We start from the raw sequence: 19,458 nt of genomic DNA on the forward strand, positions 1-19,458 counted from the left end.
TTGCTTCAGTGGAAGTAGTCGCGTCCGCGGATGTTGCCGTGGCGCAGGGGCTGGTGCTCGAAAGATTCGTCGAAGAACGTGCGATCGAGGCCGTTCTGGAGGATCGATCTAATCGAGGCGACGGAGCGCGCCTTGATGAGGATGCCCCTCCGGCAGGCTGCGTCGAGGCGTTCGGCGCCGTAGCTTTTGACGAGCGCCAGAATGCCAAGGCAGGTTCGAAAGCCTTGTTCTGGATGGGGCCGGGCGTCGATCACGGCCTGGAAAAACGCTGCTGTCGAAGGACCGATCCGCTCGCCGGCGGCGATCACCGCGGCGGGGGTCCATTCGCCGTAGCGGCGATGGGCGCTGGGCATGTGGTCGGCGATGGTGGTGTGTCCGCGTCGGTTGGGCGCGCGGGCATGGCTGGCGATCCGCTGGCCCTTGTGGAAGATCTCGACCGTCCGATCGTCGATACGGGCATCGACCAGCTCGCCAATCAGACGATACGGCGCGGAGTACCAATGGCCGTCGACCTCGACATGATAATCGGGAGCGAGGCGGCAGCGCTTCCAGCGTGCGAAGGCATAAGGCTGATCTGGCAGCGGGGTTAGCTTGGGTTTGTCGAGTTCGGCAAACAGTTCGGCGCGGCTTGAGCCGAAGCCACGCATTTGACGAGCATTGAGTTCGTCGACGAGTGTCTTGATGGCGGCGTTGAGCTCGGCCCGGGAAAAGAAGCGCTGATTGCGCAGCCGGGCCAGAATCCAGCGCTGGGCGATTTGCACCGCGACCTCGACCTTCGCCTTGTCTTTTGGGCGCCGCGGCCGTGCGGCGAGAATGGCCGTGCCGTAATGGCTCGCCATCTCGGCATAAGTGCGATTGAGGCCGGGATCGTAGCGGTCGGGGTTGCTGACGGCGGCTTTGAGGTTGTCGCAGACCACGAACGTCGGCGCACCGCTCAAAAACGTGAACAAGTTGACGTGGGCCCGGATCCAGTCGGCCAAGCTCTCGCTGGGGCAGGCCTCGGCGTAGGTGTAGTTCGAAGCGCCCATCGCCGCGACGAACAGCTTCATCGGCTGCACTTCCCCGGTCAGGGGATCGACGATGTCGATGGTGTCGCCGGCGAAATCCACGAACACCTTCTCGCCGCCCAGATGAATCTGCCGCATCGAAGGTCGGACCCGCCCCTTCCAGGCCTCGTAGGTAGTGCAGAACCACGTGTACCCGAAACCGTCGGGATTAACGGCGCGATACTCCTCCCAGAGCAGGCGACGGGTTACGTTGCGCCGGCGGAGCTCCTTATCGATGTAGCTCCAGTCGGGCACCGGCCGCTGCGGGCTCTGAGACGCTGGTCGTGGGGCTGGGAAAAGCAAAAGCTCCAGGTCTTCATCGGTCATTCCCTCCGGAAGCGGCCAGCTCAACCCAGCAGAGCGGGCGCGGCTCAGGTAGCTGTGCACAACGCCGTTGCTGACGCCCACGCTCCGCGCGATGGCCCGCTCTGGCAGGCCTTGAAAATGTTCTAACCGAAGGACTTCCTTGATCCGGCGCATCGACAATCTCTGGGTAGGCATTGGGCTTCCTCGTTAACCACGAGGTCATCCCTAAGCCGGTTGAGTTGTCGGCCGAAGCGCTGCAAGGCTCCGAAAGCCTTGCTCACGATCCCGCGAAATCGTTGCTCACGATCGTCTGAAATCTCTGCTCACGATCCCCTGAAATCCGCGCTCACGATCCCGCGAAACGCGCACGTCCAGCAGCACATCGGTGAACTCGAGGCTGGTGAACTGGCTGCCCTGATCCGTGTTGAAAATCTCGGGCCTGCCGTGCTTCGCCAGCGCCTCCTGGACCGCTTCGACGCAGAAGGCCGCCTCCATTGTGATCGAGACGCGATGGGCCAGGACCCGTCGGCTGAACACATCGACGACCGCCGCGAGATAGACGAAGCCACCCGCATCGGAATGTAGGTGATGTCCATTGCCCACGCATGGTCGGGCCGCTCGATCTTCAATCCGCGCAACAGGTACGGGTAGATCTTGTGACCCGGAGCCGGCTTGCTCGTGTTCGGGCGACGATAGACCGCCTCGATCCGCATGCGCTTCATCAGCGTCGCGATGTGGCGGCGACCGGCGTATACGCCCTCCCGCCGCAGCAACGATCGCAGCATACGCGCTCCCGCGAAGGGATAATCGAGATGCAGCTCATCGAGCCGACGCATCAAGGCAAGGTCCTCGGCCGAAACTGGCCGAGGTTCATAGTAGACCGTGCTGCGAGCCAGCTTCAGGACCTTCGCCTGGCGCACGATAGAAAGATCATGACCGCGGTCGATCATCGCTTTGCGCTCAGCAGGCCCGCCTTGGTGAGCGCGCCGGACAAAAAATCGTTTTCCAACGCCAGCTCGCCGATCTTGGCATGTAACGCCTTCAAATCGACCGGCGTCTCGGCCGATGTCTTGTCATGCCCAAACACGCCGGCGGCGCCTTCCAGGAGCTGGTTTTTCCAGATCGTGATCTGGTTCGGATGAACATCAAACAGTTGCGCCAGCTCCGCCAGTGTCTTGTCGCCTTTGACCGCAGCCAAAGCAACCTTCGCCTTGAATGCCGGAGAATGCGTCCGGCGGCTCTTCTTCGTCATCTTCGCTCCTGATTCGCAGCAAGAATCCTCGCCGCTGTCAGGCAGAAAATCCACTCAAGCTACTGTCCGAATTTGCGGGGCCAGCTCTGCCTTCAGCAGCCGGTAGACCGAGGCCTCGGATACAAAGTACTTTCGTTCGTCGGTGAACCGCACGGCCAGCTCGCGTGGCGACAGCTCAGGCAACTCCAACGCCAGGTCGATGATCTGACCCCGCACATCGTCGGGGATGCGATTCCAGACCCGGTCTGGTCGAGACCGGTGATCGGCCAGCGCTTCAACGCCTCCCTCGCGGTAGCGATCATACCAGCGATAGAATGTGGCGCGCGGGATACCGAGCTTGTCCAGCGTGCGCTTGGCGGGAAGATGCGATTGCTCGACCTGCTGGATGATCTCGGCCTTCTCAGAGGCGGGATACCTCATGCCTCGTCCTCCCCCTCTCTCACCCGACAGGTGAATGCGGAGCATTCACCTATAGAGCCCGTTCATGCTATTTTTGAGCAGACGGTTCTCCAGGGTCAGATCGGCTACGGCCTCCTTCAGGGCAACAGTCTCCCGGCGGAGATCCTTCACCTCGCCGGAGGTCGCAGCTCGTGCCGTGTCGCCCGCCAGGCGGCGCTTGCCGGCCTCGAGGAACTCCTTGGACCAGCCGTAATACATCGAGGCGGCAATGCCCTCGCGGCGACAGAGCTCGGAGATATTTTCCTCGCCGCGCAATCCTTCCAGCACAATGCGGATCTTCTCCTCCGACGAATAATGCCGGCGGGTTTGTCGCAGAATGTCTTTTAGAACTTGTTCTGCGGCACTTTGCCCGGTACGGATTTCTGCTTCATCTTCGCTCCTGGTGGCTACGATGAACCAGAAATCCTCCCTCCGCAAAATCCTTCAATTTGTCTCACAGGTCCTGACGGCGAACACCCTTCGACGATGAGGCGCGCGCCGTGAAGTTGGCCAACGACACCGAATTTGGGCCGATTTCCTACGTCTACACCGAGGACCTGAAGCGTGGTTTGCGCCTTTCCGGGCAAATGCAGAGCGGCATGGTCGCGCTGAACAGAGGACTTGCGTCCGATCGGGCGGCGCCCTTCGGTGGCAGCAAGGCAAGCGGCCTCGGTCGTGAAGGCTCGAACCGAAGGCATCAAGGAATACCTTGAAACCAAAGTACATTGCGGTCTCGCTCTAGCGCGCGATGGGTAGTCGTGTGCCGATCTTTGGACGAGCGGATCGAGCCCGACGACGTCATTGAAATGGATGTAAGCGGGATCGGTGTTGCGCTTGGTGGTGCTCGGCGAGAGCAGGATTGGTAGGTTACAGAATACAATGCTTTTCATAGAACGCGGCGGCCCCCGGGGGGTGATCGCCAAGAAATAAAAAGATACCAACAAGTGGAGGAGGAGAAATGGGCGCGGTGAAGAAGGTTTTCATCGTAGGTGGCGGGATTGGCGGCTTGACGGTCGCCCATGCGCTTCAGCGGATAGGCGTATCTACCAGAGTCATTGAGATGGGAGATAAGCGTGACCGGATCGGCACCGGTATCACGCTGCTGGGGAATGCCTTGCGGGCACTTGCCGAATTGGGATTGGTGGATGCCTGCCTCGAAGGCGGCCTTGGTTGGGATACCGTGTCGGTACGCGATGGCGCGGGAACGATTCTGAGCGAACAGTCCTCACCAAGAATTTGGGACGCTGATCGTCCAGCCGCACTGGGACTCATGCGGCCACGTCTGGGACAGATTCTGGAAGACTTTGCGACGAAGAGCGGCGCGAAAATCGATTTCAACACAACGATCACCCGTATTGATCAGGACGATCGAGGGGTGACGGTTCAGCTATCGAACGGCGAGACAGATCGCGCCGATCTGCTGATCGCTGCGGATGGAGTCTATTCCAAGATCCGCCAGAGCATCTTCGGCGACGAGTTCAAGCCGCACTACGCCGGCCAAGGGGTATGGCGTTATACGGTTTCTCGCACCGAGGCGATGAATGGCTTCGTCCTGTACCGCCTTCCGACGGGCCGCGTAGTTGGCGCGCTGCCGCTATCGAAGGAATTGTGCTATCTATTCTTCCTGGAAAGCACGGACGAAAAGCTTCGTATTCCGCAAGATCGGGTGTGCGACTATCTCCGTAACCTGCTCGCCCCCTTTACGGCGCCCGAACTGGTCGCGGCTGCCAAGGTGATCGGCGAAGACAAGCACATAAGCTACCGCCCATTTGATGTCTTGATGATGCCAGCCCCCTGGCACCGTGGCCGTGTCGTGCTGCTCGGCGATGCTGCCCATTCGTTGATGCCGCAAATGACATCCGGCGGCGGAATGGCGATCGAGGATGCGCTGGTTCTGGCCCAGGAACTGAATCGCAACGACGATCTGGAGACTGCGCTCAAGACCTATTGCCGACGCCGCGAAGAAAGAGTCGGGCGCGTATACGACATTGCATACGCCATTTGCCGGGAAGAGCGCAAACCGGAGCATGGCCGCGACTATTCGATGGGCCTTCTTCGTGAAGGCTACGCGTTTCTGGCTGCGCCCGTCTGATTAGAAGCAGGCGAAGTCACATGGGAATTTGACGGACGTCGCTACCGCGGTGGATCGGCCACATCCGTGGACTGAAGGTAAACTCTGTAGCATTTTGGCCGACAACAAGCATGTCACGACAGGGGAAATGCATGACAAGACAAGCAGGTTCGTTGCAGGGATGGATTTTGACCTCCGCCCATGGATGACGGTGTTCGGAGTGGTCCTGCTATCGCCAGTCCTGCCACTTGCGCATTCGGGTTTTGTGCGAAATCCTTCATCATGAACGGTGGTTGTATTTCCGGTTTCCCTTAAGCTTGCGCTTGGTCAAGGAAATGCTGGCGGCGCGTGGCATTGGCATGACCTATGAAACCGTGCGCCAGGGGGGACGGAAATTCGGCAAGCTGTTCTCCGATCGGATCCGTCGAGCGCGCTCCCACCCGCGGTGACAAATGGCATCTGGACGAGGTCGTTATCTCGATCGCGGGCGAACAACATTGGCTCTGGCGCGCTGTCGACCAGAATGGCTTCGTTCTCGACGTCTTGATCCAGCGCCGAAGAGAGACTCGCGCGCTGCCCAGCGGCTCATGAAGAAGCTCTTGAAATCCGCCGGCACGCCGCCGCGCGTGATGATCACGGATAAGCTGCGTTCGTACGGCGCTGCGAGGGCGAAGATGGGCTTTCACGTCGAACATCGCCAGCACAAAGCTCTCAACAATCGGGCCGAGAATTCTCATCAGCCGACGCGGCGACGCGAGCGGATCATGAAGCGTTTAAAATCGTCCCCATCAGGCTCAACGGTTTCTGTCAGTTCACGATCAGGTCGCGAACCTTTTCCACATCCCCTATCCCGGAGCCGTCACGGCCGACTTCCGTCGAGCTTCGCGCGAACGAGCCTTTGCGACTTGGCGCGAGATCTCCAGGACAAGCGCTATCGCCGACTCTCGACCTCTGAGACTCGCCTCCTTCAGCTCGGCGATCGATTAGTTGACGATGCCTGCGATGGACCTCGGCTTCATCGGGCTTGGCCACATGGGTGCGCCAATGGCGCGGAACCTGCTAAAGGCTAGCCATCATCTCATCGTCTACAATCGCACGCGCAGCGATATTGAAGCCCTATCACTACTTTGGTGCGCCGGGAGACCGGCAAGGAATAGATGGTGGAAGTCCATTGCGATGAAGGTGTAGCGAACCACATCGGCCCCGAGCCGTGCGCAGGCGTCCGCGAGGGTGTCGGCGAAGCGTCGGTAGGGGAGCATGCAGGCCAGCCATTGAGCCGCGAAACAGTGTTATCTCGGGAGCCGACGCTGTCCAAAGAGCGGAAGGCAATATGGGCGAGTGCGCAAACGCGAGCACCCGTCCAACCCGGCGTGGTCGTAGACCCTGGCATGCATGGAAGCTCCTTGTACGGGAACCGGGATATCTCCGGGTCGGCCATCTTCCTTCTCGGAGGAGATGGTCCGCAGCGGGAAGGCGAGGAGCTGTAGCCGCTGATGCACGACACGGAGAAGTCTGACTCTGGCATAGTAGCTGAGAAGCCAACGAACAAAGCCGGATTACTGGCGGCGGAGTGGGCGGAGCCAAGGCCGGGGACCAAGGGAAACGCGGAACAGCAGCGCATGCACCGGACACAGGGCCGGGCTCGCATGACCCAGTCGCTGGACCGCGTACGGACAGCCGCAAGGCTGAGGAAGAAGGACCGGTTCACCGCGCTCTTTCACCACATCAATGTCGATACACTGCGGGCGGCGTTCTTTGCGCTCAGGCGTAAGGCTGCTCCCGGAGTGGATGGCATGACGTGGCAGGACTACGAGGAAGATCTCGAGCCCCGGCTCGCCGATCTGCACAAACGGGTCCAACGAGGAGCGTATCGCCCGCAACCGTCTCGCCGGACGTACATACCAAAGGCAGACGGCAAGCAGCGCCCGTTAGCGATCGCGGCTCTCGAAGACAAAATCGTCCAGGGCGCCAACCGTCATCGTGCTCAACGCCATCTACGAAGGAGACTTCTGTGGCTTTTCCTACGGGTTTCGGCCCGGCAGAGGACCACATGATGCGTTGGACGCGCTCTGCACAGCGATCGAGACGCGGAACGTGAACTGGATCATTGACGCCGACATCCAAAACTTCTTTGGCGCAGTCAGTCAACCTTGGCTGGTTCGCTTCTTGGAACATAGGATCGGCGACAAGCGCATCATCCGCCTCATTCAGAAATGGCTGAAGGCGGGGGTGTTCTCGAAGACAGCGTCGTAGCCGCTGATGACAGGGGAACGGGTCAAGGTTCGGTGATTTCACCGCTTCTCGGCAACATCTACCTGCACTACGCTCTCGACCTGTGGGCCAAACGCCGGCGACAGCGCGAGGTCTCCGGCGGCATGATCATCGTGCGTTACGCGGACGATGTAGTAGTCGGCTTTGAGCGCGAGGATGACGCACGTCGTTTCCTTGACGCGATGCGCGCGAGACTGGAGGAGTTCGAGCTGACGCTCCATCCGGCCAAGACCCGCCTGATTGAGTTTGGTCGCCATGCGGCGGCTCAACGCAAGCAGCGCGGACTCGGAAAGCCGGAAACCTTTGCGTTCATGGGGTTCACGTTTATCTGCGGCAAATCACGCCAAGGGCGCTTCCAGCTTCAACGGAAGACCCGTAGCGACCGCTTGCGAACCAAACTCCGCGAAATCAAGGAGGAGCTAAGGCGCCGAATGCACTGGCCGATCCCTGCACAAGGGAAATGGCTGAGGCAGGTCTTGACCGGCCACTTTGCGTACTTTGCTGTCCCGACGAATGGCCGAGCGCTCAATGCGTTTCGGTTCTATCTGACCGATCTCTGGAGGCGGACGCTTCGGCGGCGCAGTCAGCGGACCTGTCTGACCTGGGATCGCATAACGCAGATCACCGATGACTGGCTCCCCAAGGCTCGCATCCTTCATCCATGGCCGAAGCTGCGCTTCGCCGTCAAACACCCGAGGTAGGAGCCCGGTGCCTTAATTGGGCTCGCCGGGATCTGCGCGGGGGGCGCCCAGTGATGGGTGTCCCTACCGCGAACAGAATGCGTTTGCGCCACTGCTTTTCAAGGATTTGCTTTCGGCAATATGGGCATTGCTGAGGCGGCGGCCGAAGGATGAGATCGACGATGGCATGGCGTGCGGCGGGCATGGTTGGTTGAGGCGGAGGCCCGTTGATTCTTTTTTTTCCGCCCCGCGTATGCGAGGCGACGATGTTGCAGGAAGGCGTAGGCAATCATTGTCATAAGGGCGTGGCGATGAAGACCTTGCCATGATCGCCCTTCGAAGTGATCAAGTCCAAGCTCCTCCTTCATATCGACAAGGCTGTGCACGACCCGCGTCGGATCGCGCCGATCCGGGAACACCCGGGCCAGATTGTCGGCCAAGCCGAGACGCCGCTCGGCCATCGCCAGAAGCATCACGCCCCCGTTCGAGGTTAGGCGCCCACCATCGAAGGCAGCTGTGACTTTCTTGGCGTGAATGGCTGGAAACGAGAAGGGCGGAATCGTATCGTCGGTCATGGCGGGCGTGGCGTTCGCGGTTGGAGGTGATGGGGTTGGCTTCACAACCGAATCCTACGCCGTATGAGCGCTTTACACCACGCTCGCCAGCCTCTCGGGCGCCTCTTACGAATAAGACAGGTTAGTCGGTCCGACCCGTCATGTTTTTGGGGTTTCGGACAAGGTTCTGACGATGACGCTTTCATCCGTTTTGATGGCGGATCGCGAGGCCCGTCCTGATTGGTATGCAGTTGGCATTGCCATGATCGTCGTGGATCGGCTGGTTCACAACTTTCTGGTCCGAACCGGGATTTTGGAGCAACTTGGCATGGTTCATCCGTACGGTCCCCGTTGCTATGCAGACGGCGGCTGCGCCGAGGTCTTGCGGCGCGTCTCGGCACAGATCGACGCGCGCCAGTTTGATCGTAATTTTCCGGCGGATTTTCCGCGCTTTGTTCAGCACGCTCTTTGGCGTTACTGCGCTGCTGACGGTTTGAACGTCTGCAACGGCAACAATATTGATGATCGCAAGTCATGCGATCTTTCGTCGTGTATTGTTTACAGTAATTGTGCCAAAAAAGCGCGGAAATTACAGTAATTATCTTCTATTTAAGCGCAATTTTTCTGCAGCTAAATTATTGCAATCATTGCGCTTTTGGATGATATGCTTTATTATACTTACGACGAGATTGTTTGAACGCTCTTCTCGTCTTCAGCAAAGGAGTCGTCCAATGACAAGACCGCCATTGCCGGGAGCATCCCGCAGGACCAGCGACAACGCCGTTTCAGAAAGGGGCCCAAATCGGGCCCCTTCGGCTTTTCAGGAGGGCAAAATGGCCAAGCCCAATCTCACGAACCAAAAGACACTCTCCGCCTCGGCAATCATCGTTTACGGGATCGACGCGACCGGCAAGCCGAAGGCCGGCCGGTTTCCGGAGCGCCAGGCGGCGGCGGCCAAAAAGGCCGCGCGCTCACTCAAGCTCGCTGTTTGCAACGTCGATCGACCAGCTCTTGTCGAAATCGTTGCGAAAATTCCGGTCGGACGCGTTCACGACCAAGGCAGTCGCTTCTGCCCTACATCAAACGCAGCTTGTACGTGAGCGTCACGACAGGATCACCGGTTCCCGGGCTTGACTTGCGCGGAATGCTCTGGATAGCGCGGTCGGGATGATTGACGCCGCCGGGGCGCGGTGATGGGGTGATCCCGGTTCGGAGCGGGCAACGGGATCAGAATGAACAGCGAGTCGCAGCTGCGCGAGAAGCTTCGGAAGATCGAGGCGTTGTTCGTGGGGGCCGGAACTGCTGGTGAGCGCCATGCGGCGGAAGCCGCGCTGCAGCGGGTGCGGGCCCGGGTCGAGGAACTCGCTCGCCACGATCCACCAATCGAACAGCAATTCTCACTTCCCGACCAGTGGTCTCGGCACCTTTTTCTGGCGCTTTGCCGCCGATATGGGCTGCGGCCGTTTCGTTAGCTTTGAGCGTCTTCAGCAGCCAGCGTTCGACATCATGACCGGACAGCAAGTACGGCAAGACGGCTTCGCTCGATTCCAAGCAGTCCCTGAGGCCGGCAAAGAATATCTTGGCAGCGGCATCCAACGGCGACAGCGCGCTGTTGTGTCGTCTACAAAGGCAGTTCGCGGTGAGATTCTTTGGAGCCAGCGCCTTTGTTTCGCCTGCTTCGAGCCAAGGCAGTCCAGAGGCCGTGAAATTACCGTCCCCGCGAAGTATTTCGATCACAGCCTCGCTGATCAGATGCTCGCCGGAGATTGGCGCTTCGCAATTTCCCAGCTCCTGCATGTAACAGCGTTCAAGTGTCGTACTGGGCGAGCCGGATCGAAGGTCAAGCCCTGAAGCCGGCTTGTGCCATCGAACACCATCAAAACAGCAGGAAGCCGATTGTCGCCCCGATCGACAACGACAAGGTGCCACCTTCATTTCCTCAAGTCTGCGCTTGGCTTCACCCATCGGAGTGACCCCCAGCGGCAGTCTAGCCCGTCTTATTCGTAAAGGACCGGCTCATGCGTCGGCTTTGTCAGCTTTCTGTCAGCTCGTCCAAATAGTAGCTCGTTGTGATGAGAACCAATTACAACAACTGGCCCTCCGACGGGCAAAGTGTGGACCAGCAGCGCGATGCGCTGGCCGGCACTTCTGGCGCAGATGGTGCTGCTTTTACGGCCGCTTTAGCTGCTGGACCAGCGTCTTCCGCTTTTGACAAGAGGACAGGTGTGTCAGTCCGCCTACACAGAGTAAGTAGCAATATTGGCAACGCCCAAAGTGTTTCTTTGTTTACTGATGCCAATGAACGCAATAAGGTGGGAGCGATGACCGTGGCGCCGGGGCGCAACAGTTTGCGAATTCTCAGCATAGAAAATCTCGGCCGGTCGAGGTACAAAGGGGTCGGGACGGCTATGATTGAAGTCGCCGATCATACTAGGCAGTCCGCGGGCCTTTCCAAGCTATCCCTTCTCTCTCAAGATGAAGGAGCTTCAGCATTTTTCTACAAGAAGGGATTCCGGTTTGCGGACGAGGGCAAGAATGCGGAAATGCGGACTGTCATTTCCAATCCACGATACGTCTCAGATGAAATTCTTATGGGCGAGATGGAGCGCTAGCCCGTCTTATTCGTAAGAGTGCGCCTGAGGGCTGGCGAGCGTGGTGTAAAGCGCTGATGCGGCGTAGGATTCGGTTGCGAAGCCACCCCCACCTTAAACCACGCCCGCCATGACCGATGATACGATTCTGCCATCCTCGTTTCCAGCCGTTCACGCCAAGAAAGTCACAGCTGCCTTCGATGGTGTCATTCGGCTTGCAATATTGACCCCCTAAGCCGGGGGATCGGCGTCCAAAATTGCCCCCCTACAGGTTGGTCTGTTGCGCTGCCTGCTTCGTAACAAAGCAGGTGGTGGAGGATGCTGGTCGTGGAGACGATTGCGCGGATTCGGCGCGAGCACTTCATCAAGGGCAAGACGATCAAGGAGATCGCCCGTGACCTGAAGGTGTCACGGAACACGGTTCGGAAGGTGCTGAGGTCGGGAGAGACCTCCTTCGAGTATGAGCGGCAAGTGCAGCCGCGGCCAAAGCTCGGACGATGGGCAGTCGAACTTGACGGGCTGCTTGCGGCGAACGCGGCTAAATCGGCTCGTGAGCAGCTGACATTGATCCGGATCTTCGAAGAGCTGCGCGGTCGCGGCTATGACGGCGGCTACGATGCGGTGCGACGTTACGCCAGGCGGTGGAGCAAGGAACGCGGGCAATCGACCGCGGCGGCCTATGTCCCGCTGAGTTTTGCGCCAGGCGAAGCCTACCAGTTCGACTGGAGCCATGAGGTGGTGCTGTTGAGCGGAACCACCGTGGTCGTGAAGGTTGCTCACGTCCGGCTCTGCCACAGCCGTATGCTATTTGCCCGGGCGTATCCGCGAGAGACGCAGGAGATGGTGTTCGACGCCCACGACCGAGCGTTCGCGCTGTTCAAGGGCACCTGCACCCGCGGCATCTACGACAACATGAAGACCGCCGTGGAGACGATCTTCGTCGGTAAAGGGCGTCTTTACAATCGCCGGTTTTTGCAGATGTGCAGCCACTATCTGGTCGATCCAGTCGCCTGCACGCCGGCGTCTGGCTGGGAGAAGGGGCAGGTTGAGAACCAGGTCGGGCTGGTCAGGGAACGCTTCTTCACGCCGCGTCTGCGGTTCAAAAACCTCGACGAGTTAAACGCCTGGCTGCTCGACAAATGCATCACCTACGCCAAGGCTCATCGCCATCCGGAACTGGTCGATCAGACGATCTGGGACGTGTTCGAAGTCGAACGCCCTAGTATAGCGCGACGATCTGGGTCGGAAGACGTATTGCCTCACATATCGATGCTCCCGGGCGCGATCAGTTGCCTCATTTATTTTGCTCCTGGCCTGAGTTGAGGAGGAGGCCGGGTGCGGAGATGGCCGGGGTTTCGGAGCGCCCGGCCTCCTCCGCTGGCACCTCGCACGTCATTGGGGTGTTGTGACCTCATGCCCTGGCGGCATTTTTTCTGAAGCAAACAGCAGCGCATTCGCTTGCTCGCTGCGCCAGGATTTCAACCGACGTTGAAGGGTTCGAAGAAGCTTGTTCGGATAGTCTCCAGGATATTCCACCTGCAGGCGCGAGAGCAGTTCGCTGCCGGTCCGCCAAGGCTCGGCTTCAAACCATTTTCTCAAATCTGACGTTGCCCGGATAAGCGGATCGGGACGACGCCGGCCCCTTTTAGCCTTCACGATTGGCCGATCCGTCGGGCGCGTGGCGCCGTCCTTCCAGGCCGTTCGCAGGCTTGCCAGGAAGCGATCAATCGATTGTGATGCCGCAGCAGGATGGGCGGATGGTTGGATATCCGCGAGCGCCGCGAGGCGCTCCTGCACGTCGCGGATGTCGCGCAACAACGTGACCGGATCGAGAGCGGTATAGATTTCCTGGAGATGGTGGCGGACCGCATCAGGCGTGCGGGCGTCCGCTGACAGGCGCTGGTGGGGTGTTGCCGGCGCGCTGTATGTCTTACGTACACGAGCACCGTCGCGCTGCTTGGCTAACAGTTTGAACGAAGGTTGGAAGAAGTTTACGAACAGCCGCGCTGACCGATAGAGTTCCGCCAGTAGCTTGGCCGCCTCCAGGCCTTCGAACCTACGATAGCCGACCATCCTGCGCACGACGGCGCCGTTCTTTTGCTCGACGAACGCCTGGTCATTCTTCCGGTAGGGACGGCAACGCGTGAAGACAATGTTGGCCGCCTCGCAGTAGGCCTTCAACGTCTCATTCATGAACACGGTGTCATTGTCCGTGTCGAAGCCGAGCAGCGCAAAAGGCAATTGCTTGCGCAATTCCGTCAGCACCGTGCTCACCAGCGTCTGTTCGCGCACGATCAGAGGTGCGCACTCTGTCCAGCCGGTAGCAATGTCGGTGAGCACGAGGGTCTGGATGAAGCTGCCGCGCGCAGATGGACCGCTATGCGCTACAAGGTCGGCCTCGACGAATCCCGGCGCCGGATCATTCCAATCTGCCGAAGTCCGTATTGGAATACTGCGACGCAGGGAATGCCCCGCGTGCCGCCGGCGCTTGCGACCCAATTTTTCTCGAACCCGCACCAAGGCGCGGTCGATCGTCGCAGCGCTCATCGCCAAAAGTTTGGTGCGAATCTCAGGGGCAAGGTCGAGGTGCCCGTACCGTTCCATCGCCTCAATCAGCGCGGGCATTAATGCTTTCAGTCGCTTCCCGCAGATGCGGTCTGACGCCTCCCAAAGCAGCACGAGTGCGGTGTGTTCTGCTTCATTATATATCCGACGTCGCGCCCGTCGGCCCGGATGTACGCCTTCCTGGTTTCGAAGTAGACGCATCGCATGCTTCCGATGGAATCCGGTGATGTCGACGAACTCGTCCAATATCCGCGCCTTCTTCGCGCGATCCGACCGCCGATAGCGCACGCCTGCCGCCGCCGTCAGTTCCTTCCGCGTTGCCATGCTTAGCCACCCCATCTCCGCCCCTCGCTCGTTCCCGGTCCAGGGGAGCAATTTACGTGAGGCAACGGCTTAGGATCCGGTAACAATTAAGGCGAGGCAATGCGGAATCGAGGGCGATTGTCGCCCGCCATCGGTGAAGTCGGACAGACCCAGGCGCGCAGAAGAAGACGCCGAGGGGCCGGCGCCGGTCCGATCCGCTCGCGCAGTATTGGGAGGCCGAGATCGTTCCGATCCTGAAGGCTGCGCCCGGCATCCGCGTGATCGGCGTGCTGGACGAGTTGCGCCGACGGCATCATGACCTGAACCCGAACATCCGCCGCACGCTGGAGCGGCGCATCAACGCCTGGCGGGCGCTCAACGGCGGGCTTGCAGAACGCGCTGTGGGCGCTTGGCGGCGTGCCGCGGGAGCATCGCAGCGACAGCCTGTCGGCAGCGTTCCGCAATCTGGCCGCCGACGCACGGGAGGATCTGACGCAGCGCTACGCCGGGCTGATGGGCCACTATGGCATGGCGCCAACGCGCAACAATGCGGGCATCGCACATGAGAACGGCTCGATCGAGAGCGGGGAACGCGTCTTCACGCACCAGAGCATAGCTCAACGGCTTTGGGACCAATATAGATGGGCCTCCCGCACGCGCCGTCGCCCCTACACTCTCAAACAACACTAAGAACCTTCTAGGCCGAACGAATCCGTTGGTCGGGCGGGCGGGCGGGCGAGTCTATTTGGTCGAAGAGACGTGGGAGCCGGGAGTGTCTGAAATCGTGACGCCAATCGGCCGTAAGCGGGCAATAGATTGGCTGAGCGCCAATCCGACCCGCCGTCGTGATGCGGCTGCCACTGATCGTAAGCGGGCCGAACGCCTTTTTAATGCGGCCTGATCGATCTGCAAAAGACCGAGGCTGAAATACTGGCAGGCTGAGCGGCGTTAAGTCGCTCAGTCTGGCCTATCAATTTAGGTAGGCCACGCACGGCGGCTTTCTCGCTAAACTGCACTTCAGCTCCCAGCGGATTAAGGTTCATGGGAAAGCAGGGTGTGGGTTAGCCTTTATGATCCGAGGGGCTAACTTCACGGGGCAGTGCGGATGCCGCAGGGATAGCGCCTCTATCTAAGCCCCCCAGCCGATAAAGGCGCCGAGTCGCATCCGCGCGGCTCTTGAGCCGACGAGGAAATCATGGCACCAAAGGCTAAGCCTTTAAGGCATTTGCGCGCGCGGGACATTGCTGAAGCGGTCCATTTCGCGACGCGAGTATCCTATAAAAGGTGGCCGACGGGCGTGTGGTTTGAGCTAAGAGATCGGATGGTCAGAACAGCCGACGGGCAATTCTATCTTATCGAAGATCACCCCATTAAGCTTGACGGCCATGAAGTCGCACGGCCTTACAGTCTAGCGAGCGTCTTTGCGTGGCTGCATGATTGCCCACAACAGATTGAGCTTTGAACGGCCCAAGCGGGCCGCTTTTCGTTTGTAAATTTTCCGCGCGGATCTTTGTCAGCTTTTGGAAAGCTAGCCCGAATACTCAGCCATTGAGCTTAGCGGCGCGTGGCAGGGACAGTGCGTGCCCCGGTGTACGCGAGGGGGCTAGAGCGCCGAGTCACGTCACCGCTAATCTCAATTGCAGCGCGGGCGCGGTAGGGACAACGCCCGATTCTTATCCTGACCTGGCGCCGAGCCGTGCCCGCGTTGCTTCCGGTCGCTGAGACTGATCGCCCAAGCGTCTGGCGGCAACCAGTCCTGGTAGTTGCGCCACGGGCTTTCCCGGACGATACTTTCCGCCGTCAGCTTCAGTCGCTTGACGCTGGCCATGTTGAAGTTGGCGGGGCGTGGTAGGGACAGCGCCTCTAATTCCAGCTCGGGCGCGGAGTCACGTTGCCGCTAACTTCTACCATAGGTCCAAATGGACGGTGATCATCAGCGTGACAGACCTTCGCCCGCAGAGCTGAGACGTTCGGAGCGGATACTACGCGCCGATCAGATCGCACCTCGGGGCCTCACTAAGGCCAACGCAGCCGCCTATTGCGGGTGCTCCAAGGACGCGTTCAACACGTGGATTAAGAAGGGCTTGGTACCGGAGGCTATCCCCGGCACTCAGCGTTGGGATCGCAAGGCGATTGATTGGTATCTGGACCGGGCGTCCGGTCTGCCTACCGGGGAGACCGCATCGAGCGATCCGCTCCCAGCCTGGCTGACCTCAGAACGGAAGGCTGGCAGATAGGAGCGTACACGTCCAACCTTTTCAAGTGACTCTCGGGAGGCGCTCTATCAAAATTATACTACTGATCAGCCGGATCGCCAATGAACTTTATCCTTGCGACAATTAGGGGCACTCAGGGAGTGAAAGCAAATTGTCCGGTTGAATGCCGTCGGCCTTCGTCTTGATGTACTTGTGCCCGTTGTGGACGGCCACAATCACATCGGCCGTGCGCTTTTCCTCGACATAGAACTCCCATACACCGTTTTCGATTTCTTTGATCGTGTGATCGACGGATTGCTTCCACCTAGACCCGTCCGGGTTTACTCCGCCAACGTTTTTGATTCGCTCGTGAGGGTTCTGCCTGTCAGTCTTGTTGATGCATTGAATTCGTATGCGGCTGGTCACTCGGGTCTCTCCCATCTGCAAGAAAAAAGAGCCTCAGTGTGGACCTCGGCCGTGGGTTAGTGTGCCGACCAATCCCAGTAGGTTGCCTTGCATCCTTCTCGGCGCCGAGTCGCGCCCCCATTGCCAGGCGACCGTGACTGTGATGCGGCAACCAGTTCTGGTAGTTGTGCCACGGCTTTTTGCGGTGGATGTATCCTACCGACAGCCTTCTTCCCTCCCGAAGCTGGCGGTGGAGTTAGCGGCGCGCGTGGTAGGGACAGCGCTTCTTCTTCTCTCAGATTGAGCGCCGAGCCACGTGGCCGCTAACTCCCAACCATGGGGCCAAAGGATGCATATATTCGAGCGGCACATCACGGCCCTACGGTCGCAAGCGCTTGAGGTGCTTACAGCCAATCAGGCCCGGGCGGCCGATCAGTCTTTGAGCCTGGCAGATCGCCAAGTCGCGACATTTGATGCCGAGGAGGCTCGGGCAGTGTTAGGCATCCTCGACAGCGTGAAGCCCAATCTTAGGCCGAACGACGCGCGGCGGATCGCTGCACGCATACGCGCGCTTCTAGAGTGGGAGGGTTGAGTGCCGCACGACTCTCTCGGGGACAAAGGCGGTCAGCCCCGGTCTTCGGCGACGGTCTGGTCAACAAGGCCTACTTAAACTCGTGAACATCAGCGGCGAAGGAGTTCGACTAGGCAGCTCTCCGGCAATTCATGTCCTGTAGGGTAGCCAAAGTCATTTCGATGAAACGTCAGCTTTCTTGACCAGCACTTTAACGTACGTATCCATCAAGTACACCGAGCGCCTGGCTGAGGCTGGCGTCGAGCCGTCTGTCAGCAGCGTCGGAGATTCCTATGACAACGCTCTTGCCGAAACCATCAACGGTCTCTACAAGGCCGAGGTGATCCATCGGCGCGGGCCATGGCGCAGCTTCGAGGCCGTCGAGTTCGCCACTCTCGAATGGGTCGACTGGTTCAACAACCGGCGGCTCCTGGAGCCCATCGGAAACATCCCGCCGGCCGAAGCCGAGCAACGCTACTACGCCATGCTGGAACAACCAGCCAAGGCGGCATAACTTAAACCAAATGGCCTCCGGCAAACCCGGGGCCGTTGACTATGATTGCCGGAAAGAGCTTCAGCGAGCCTGCGAACAAACCCCTTCGCCTTTTCCTTGGGTATCGTCGTGACGACGGACATGCGCCCGTGCGACTCTTGCTTGCGGGTGCTCAACTTGGGCGCCGCTCGAGCAGGATAGCGCCGATGAGACGCAACCTTCGCTTGCAGCATCGAGTGCAGGCCGCTTAAACTCTAGCCCCTGAGGAGCCCGACGCTCCTTTCGCCAGCCGCCTAATCAGCCTCAAATCATTTGACAACGGACAACGGTTGCCCCGCTTGTGCGGTGCCATCAACCGGTCGGCCCTCTGCTGAGATGTTTCGTTGTCGTGCAGAACTTCGAGACTACAGACGCGAGCGATCGCCACGACGCGGCGCGAGATTCGCTGATGGTTCATGGATTTTGCTTTTAGCTCTGATGCCGGTAGCGGACTGGCTGCCGGGGTTCAGAAACCGTAATCGTGACCGGCCAATGTGCTTTTGGGGTGCCCTTGGACACGGGCGCACCGTCCCCGCCGAACGGGGCTGTTAGCACGCTGGCCCATTGATGGCCACTGATGCTGTCTTCGGTTTCTGAGACCCAAGCCTATGGTCGCACACAACCTAGACGGTTGCAATGTTAATATTCTACTCTAGGCGCGACGAAACCGCGCGCTTCCGTTGCAAGGCTCGACGCTGAAAGAACTTGGCCTTCCATTTGTAGATGCTGGCGTCGCTGACGCCGCCGATCTTGTTGACCTGCGACGAACGCCTTGTTCCCCACGCAGACCAAGGGCACGCCCGCTGCAGAACCTGGCACGGCAGCGCTCGACAGGGCCGGCCTCAGAAGCGCGGTCGGAAAGTGGATAAGTGTTCGGTGTGAGATTCCGCCCTGCTGATGCCACGCGCTTTGGTGTTGCGGGGCGGGCGTGGCGGGAAAGGTCGGCGCCGATCTCATGTGGTCAGCGATTAGCTGGCTGGTGGGGGTATGGGTCGTGGCCATATGTCCACTCGATTCTAAATTGGTGGTTTCCCTTTGAACGAGAACCTGAGCGACGTGCCCTGCCGCGGCGTCGACGGCGACGCGGTCGCCTCTTCCTCAGTGGCGTAGGGGCCGGAGTACTCAAAATTGAGCGCAACCTTCCACCGGCCTTTATGGCGCGACACGAAGTATTGAACGCCAGCCATAAAGCTTGCTCCGGCCTCGCCCCTGTGATCGACAGATGGCCTTACTCTGCAAATCTGCCGCGGTCGCCTCAACTACCGAATTTGGTGGGCTCGGAAGGAGCAGCGCCTTGTAGTGATAGGGCTGGACTGTTGCTGTGACCGGGGAGACCAACTGCCGGGCCTTGGTCGCTTCCCTTATTCACGAGCGATCGCGGCTGCAATCGGCGAGATCGAGTGTCGAGAGCGAGATGTCGCCTAGCTGCTAGCCAGTCTTTTCTCTCTCGTTAGAGTCAAAGGCTGGATTGATGACGGATTGGGAGACGATCCACTTTTCCATTATGACCGTGATCCCAAGCTCTTGTTCCGTCTCAGCCCTCGGGAAAACATGCGTTCGATCGTCAAACTCGTCAGGGTCCCTCACGGTAGCAGCACGATTTGAGCCGAACCGCGTTGCCGCGCCCTTTCTATTGCCCCCCTGCACGCCCTGGGGAACGTCATTGGGATCTCCGTTC

General features: G+C 59.6%; 12 protein-coding genes and 8 pseudogenes. 13 read left to right on the top strand and 7 right to left on the bottom strand.

Annotated features, from left to right (window positions below):
- Positions 1–5 precede the first annotated feature (5 nt).
- The 3 genes and pseudogenes from istA (BJ6T_RS42315) to BJ6T_RS45025 form a co-directional block, all read right to left on the bottom strand.
- Positions 6–1,547 carry an IS21-like element ISFK1 family transposase gene (gene istA / locus BJ6T_RS42315; protein WP_011090936.1) on the bottom strand — a complete coding sequence of 514 codons (1,542 nt, stop codon included), beginning with the start codon at positions 1,545–1,547 and terminating at the stop codon, positions 6–8.
- Between the two features lie 156 nt (positions 1,548–1,703).
- Positions 1,704–2,604, bottom strand: a pseudogene (locus BJ6T_RS45020) (IS3 family transposase); the annotation flags it as partial.
- An 84-nt stretch (positions 2,605–2,688) separates the two neighbouring features.
- Positions 2,689–3,434, bottom strand: a pseudogene (locus BJ6T_RS45025) (helix-turn-helix domain-containing protein); the annotation flags it as partial.
- A 108-nt stretch (positions 3,435–3,542) separates the two neighbouring features.
- Between BJ6T_RS45025 and BJ6T_RS45030 the strand changes: the two are divergent.
- From BJ6T_RS45030 to BJ6T_RS49520, 6 genes and pseudogenes are all read left to right on the top strand, one after another.
- Positions 3,543–3,755 (top strand): aldehyde dehydrogenase family protein, encoded by a 213-nt coding sequence (locus tag BJ6T_RS45030; RefSeq protein WP_014498644.1) that lies wholly within the window; start codon positions 3,543–3,545, stop codon positions 3,753–3,755.
- Between the two features lie 245 nt (positions 3,756–4,000).
- On the top strand, positions 4,001–5,134 hold the full coding sequence (locus BJ6T_RS42340) for an FAD-dependent oxidoreductase (protein ID WP_011090930.1): 1,134 nt from the start codon (positions 4,001–4,003) through the stop codon (positions 5,132–5,134).
- Between the two features lie 227 nt (positions 5,135–5,361).
- A pseudogene (locus BJ6T_RS42345) lies at positions 5,362–6,100 on the top strand (IS6 family transposase).
- A 57-nt stretch (positions 6,101–6,157) separates the two neighbouring features.
- Positions 6,158–6,301 (top strand): hypothetical protein, encoded by a 144-nt coding sequence (locus BJ6T_RS49510; protein WP_307724544.1) that lies wholly within the window; start codon positions 6,158–6,160, stop codon positions 6,299–6,301.
- 906 nt (positions 6,302–7,207) lie between these two features.
- On the top strand, positions 7,208–7,366 hold the full coding sequence (locus tag BJ6T_RS49515; protein ID WP_342714148.1) for a hypothetical protein: 159 nt from the start codon (positions 7,208–7,210) through the stop codon (positions 7,364–7,366).
- A gap of 32 nt (positions 7,367–7,398) precedes the next feature.
- Entirely contained in the window at positions 7,399–8,085 is a 687-nt protein-coding gene (locus BJ6T_RS49520; protein ID WP_026192139.1) for a reverse transcriptase domain-containing protein, read from the top strand.
- A gap of 98 nt (positions 8,086–8,183) precedes the next feature.
- Here BJ6T_RS49520 and BJ6T_RS48030 read toward each other — a convergent pair.
- Together BJ6T_RS48030 and BJ6T_RS48035 are read right to left on the bottom strand one after the other, a co-directional pair.
- Positions 8,184–8,432 (bottom strand): annotated as a pseudogene (locus tag BJ6T_RS48030) (IS701 family transposase); the annotation flags it as partial.
- A pseudogene (locus BJ6T_RS48035) lies at positions 8,430–8,639 on the bottom strand (transposase); the annotation flags it as partial. The pseudogenes BJ6T_RS48035 and BJ6T_RS48030, both read right to left, overlap by 3 nt.
- Positions 8,640–8,811: 172 nt before the next feature.
- Here BJ6T_RS48035 and BJ6T_RS45055 point away from each other — a divergent pair.
- From BJ6T_RS45055 to istA (BJ6T_RS42380), 5 genes and pseudogenes are all read left to right on the top strand, one after another.
- Positions 8,812–9,216, top strand: a complete 405-nt coding sequence (locus BJ6T_RS45055; protein ID WP_011090921.1) for a hypothetical protein — start codon at positions 8,812–8,814, stop codon at positions 9,214–9,216.
- A 235-nt stretch (positions 9,217–9,451) separates the two neighbouring features.
- Entirely contained in the window at positions 9,452–9,718 is a 267-nt protein-coding gene (locus BJ6T_RS47895) for a hypothetical protein (RefSeq protein ID WP_014498652.1), read from the top strand.
- A gap of 132 nt (positions 9,719–9,850) precedes the next feature.
- Positions 9,851–10,090 carry a hypothetical protein gene (locus tag BJ6T_RS42365; protein ID WP_018269532.1) on the top strand — a complete coding sequence of 80 codons (240 nt, stop codon included), beginning with the start codon at positions 9,851–9,853 and terminating at the stop codon, positions 10,088–10,090.
- A gap of 600 nt (positions 10,091–10,690) precedes the next feature.
- Positions 10,691–11,230, top strand: coding sequence for a GNAT family N-acetyltransferase (locus tag BJ6T_RS42375; protein WP_014498653.1), 540 nt, complete (start codon positions 10,691–10,693; stop codon positions 11,228–11,230).
- Between the two features lie 297 nt (positions 11,231–11,527).
- A pseudogene (gene istA / locus BJ6T_RS42380) lies at positions 11,528–12,514 on the top strand (IS21 family transposase); the annotation flags it as partial.
- An 87-nt stretch (positions 12,515–12,601) separates the two neighbouring features.
- Here the strand turns inward: istA (BJ6T_RS42380) and BJ6T_RS42385 are convergent.
- Positions 12,602–14,113, bottom strand: coding sequence for an ISNCY-like element ISBj12 family transposase (locus BJ6T_RS42385; RefSeq protein WP_011084703.1), 1,512 nt, complete (start codon positions 14,111–14,113; stop codon positions 12,602–12,604).
- A gap of 140 nt (positions 14,114–14,253) precedes the next feature.
- On the opposite strand from BJ6T_RS42385, the pseudogene BJ6T_RS45060 reads away from it, so the two are divergent.
- Positions 14,254–14,662: pseudogene (locus BJ6T_RS45060) on the top strand (IS21 family transposase); the annotation flags it as partial.
- Positions 14,663–16,416: 1,754 nt separating this feature from the next.
- Here BJ6T_RS45060 and BJ6T_RS42395 read toward each other — a convergent pair.
- Positions 16,417–16,698: a DUF3892 domain-containing protein gene (locus tag BJ6T_RS42395; RefSeq protein WP_370057846.1), complete on the bottom strand. Its 282-nt coding sequence runs from the start codon at positions 16,696–16,698 to the stop codon at positions 16,417–16,419.
- Positions 16,699–17,465: 767 nt separating this feature from the next.
- Between BJ6T_RS42395 and BJ6T_RS42405 the strand changes: the two are divergent.
- Positions 17,466–17,762, top strand: a pseudogene (locus BJ6T_RS42405) (integrase core domain-containing protein); the annotation flags it as partial.
- Positions 17,763–19,458: the final 1,696 nt, after the last annotated feature.

Source organism: Bradyrhizobium japonicum USDA 6, assembly GCF_000284375.1.
Lineage (GTDB): Bacteria > Pseudomonadota > Alphaproteobacteria > Rhizobiales > Xanthobacteraceae > Bradyrhizobium > Bradyrhizobium japonicum.